Consider the following 2,927-nt stretch of genomic DNA (forward strand, 5'->3'; position numbering starts at 1 on the left):
CATCGGCACGTGCGCGATCCCGTCCTCGAGGAACGAGGGCCCGGTGGCGGTGAACCCGAAGCGCTCGTAGAAGGGCACCTGCTGCTCCTGCGCGTCGAGCACGCAGGTCCCGGACCCGACCTCGGCCAGCGCCGCCGACATCAGCTGCGCGCCCAGCCCGCGGCCCCGGGCGTCGCCGCGGGTGCACACCCGCCCGATCCGGTACCCGCCGTCGGGCTCCTTGAGCAGGCGCAACGTGCCCAGCACCGGCGCCGGGCCCTCCTCGACGGGGGGCCCGGTCAACCAGTAGTGCCGCGTGCGCGGCTCCAGGTCACGGCCGTCGAGCTCGGGGTAGGGGCAGTCCTGCTCCACCACGAACACCTCGACCCGCAGCCGCAGCAACGCGTAGAGGTCCGGTGCGTCCAGGTCGAGCGCCCAGCTCCGGCGCAGGGTCGCGGTCCTCGTGTCCACAGTCACCCGAGGTTGGTAGCACGGGGACCGCGGGAGGCGGAACCGACCGGCTAGCCTCGCGCGGGTGCGTCACCACGATCTCGTCGTCATCGGTACCGGCTCCGGCAACACGTTCCTCGACGAACGGTTCGCCGACCTCGACATCGCGCTCGTCGAGCACGGGATCTTCGGGGGGACCTGTCTCAACGTCGGCTGCATCCCGACCAAGATGTACGTCTACGCCTCCGACGTGGCCGAGATCGTCCGCGGGGCGGGCCGCTACGGCGTCGACGCGAGCATCGACAAGGTCCGCTGGACCGACATCCGGGACCGGGTCTTCGGCCGGATCGACCCCATCTCCGACGGCGGCCGGGACTACCGCGTCAACGGCAGCCCCAACGTGACCGTCTACTTCGGGCACGCCTCGTTCACCGGGGAGCGGGAGCTGCAGGTCGAGCCCACCGACGGCTCGGGCACGCAGGCGATCTCCGGCGACCGGGTCGTCGTCGCCGCGGGCAGCCGGCCGTTCGTGCCGCCGCAGGTGGTGGCCTCCGGGGTGCCGTACGAGACCTCGGACACCGTGATGCGCCTGGACGCGCTGCCCGAGCACCTGGTCATCCTCGGCGGCGGCTACATCGCCTCCGAGTTCGCGCACGTGTTCTCCTCGCTCGGTAGCAAGGTCACGGTCATCGCGCGCAGCTCGACGCTGCTGCGCCACCTCGACGCCACGGTCGCCGAGCGCTTCACCGAGATCGCCTCCGCCCGCTGGGACTGCCGCCTCGGGCGGGAGATCACCGACGTCACCGGCACCGGCGACGACTTCCGCATCACCCTCGACGACGGCACCGAGGTCACCGGGGACACGCTGCTCGTCGCGGCCGGTCGCCTGCCCAACGGCGACCGGATGAACCTGCCCGCCGCCGGCGTCGACACCCACCCGGACGGCCGGATCGTCGCCGACCCGGCGCAGCGCACCTCGGCCGAGGGCGTGTGGGCCCTGGGCGACGTCAGCTCGCCGCACCAGCTCAAGCACGTCGCGAACGCCGAGGCCAAGGTCGTCGGGCACAACCTGGCGAACCCGGACGCACTGCGCGAGATCGACCACCGGTACGTCCCGGCCGCGGTGTTCACCGACCCGCAGATCGCCTCGGTCGGATTGACCGAGCAGGAGTGCCGGGCCCAGGGCCTCGACTACACGGCGAAGGTGCAGGACTTCGGCGACGTCGCGTTCGGCTGGGCGATGGAGGACACCACCGGCCTCTGCAAGATCATCGCCGAGAAGGGCACCGGACGGCTGCTGGGCGCGCACCTGATCGGCCCGCAGGCCTCTACGCTGATCCAGCCGCTGATCCAAGCCATGCAGTTCGGCCTCGACGCCCGCACCATGGCCACCGGCCAGTACTGGATCCACCCGGCCCTGCCCGAGGTCGTCGAGAACGCCCTCCTGGGCCTGGACATCTGACGCCTCTCCGGCGTCGGTCAGCTCGCGGGGCGCTCGGCCCGGTCCTCGATCGCCTGTCCGGGGGACTCGGCGCCGGTGTGTGCGGCGTCCGGGTCGAAGGGGACGGCCGGGGGCGCCTCGCCGCGGACGTCGGCCAGCAGGACCGTGACCTCGTCCATGATCTTCTTAGTGGCCGCGTCGAGGTTCGTCCTGGTCAGCGGCTTGTCCCGGAACTCGGACAGGTCCACCGGAGGGCCGAGCACCACGCTCACGGTCTGCTTCGGCCAGACCCGCGGGCGCCCCTCGGCGGGCAGGGCGTTCTGGCTGCCCCAGTTCGCCATCGGGATCACCGGGGCGCCCGAGCGCAGCGCGATCCGGGCCACACCGTTCTTCGGGCGCATCGGCCAGCCGGTCGGGTCCGCGGTGTAGGTGCCCTCCGGGTAGACGGCGACGATCTCGCCGCGTTGCAGGGCGTCGATCGCCCCGGTGAACGACTCGGTCGCCCGCTTGGACGCCCGGTACACCGGGATGTGCCCGCCCCGGCCGAGCACCCACTTGACCACCGGGATCGACCACAGCTCGCTCTTGGCCATGAACCGCGGCATCCGGCCGTGCGAGATGCCGAACGCCACGTCGAAGATCGGGTCCGAGGACGACACGTGGTTGGCCACCAGCATCGCCCCGCCGGTACGCGGCAGGTACTCCCCGCCGCGCCAGCCCAGCCGGGTGCCCCACATCACGAACGGCCAGATCACCTCGATCGCGAAACCGAACCAGAAGCCCGACCCGCGACGGCGGCGGCGCACCGTCAACCGGATCCGCTGCCACACCGTCAACGCCGGCGGGACGCCCATCTGCCGCTCCTCGCTCCCCCGTGGGGTCCGGTGTCCGCCGCGGTCGCGCGAGGGACAGGTCGATCCTCACATGGTCGCTCATGTCCGGTGGTCGGATCGACCGGGCCGGGAGAAGATCGGCCCGGTGTCACAGGACACCGGCGTCGACGGTGTGACCTGCATCGCAGTCGACGTCCGCACGGCGGCCGGTGGTCCGAACACCG

The 2,927-nt window shown here is 72.0% G+C and carries 3 protein-coding genes; 1 reads left to right on the plus strand and 2 read right to left on the minus strand.

The genetic code is table 11. From position 1 onward, the window contains the following. Window positions 1-456: GNAT family N-acetyltransferase (locus I4I78_RS31575; protein WP_218615170.1), on the minus strand; the 456-nt coding region annotated here is incomplete at its 3' end. Window positions 457-514: 58 nt separating this feature from the next. On the opposite strand from I4I78_RS31575, the gene I4I78_RS31580 reads away from it, so the two are divergent. Beyond that, a complete protein-coding gene (locus I4I78_RS31580) occupies window positions 515-1,891 on the plus strand; it encodes a mycothione reductase (protein WP_218615171.1) in 1,377 nt (458 codons plus the stop codon). Between the two features lie 17 nt (window positions 1,892-1,908). Here I4I78_RS31580 and I4I78_RS31585 read toward each other — a convergent pair whose 3' ends face one another. Continuing rightward, window positions 1,909-2,724 (minus strand): 1-acyl-sn-glycerol-3-phosphate acyltransferase, encoded by an 816-nt coding sequence (locus tag I4I78_RS31585; protein WP_218615172.1) that lies wholly within the window; start codon window positions 2,722-2,724, stop codon window positions 1,909-1,911. Between the last annotated feature and the right edge of the window lie 203 nt (window positions 2,725-2,927).

Source organism: Pseudonocardia sp. KRD291, from assembly GCF_019263595.1.
Lineage (GTDB): Bacteria > Actinomycetota > Actinomycetes > Mycobacteriales > Pseudonocardiaceae > Pseudonocardia.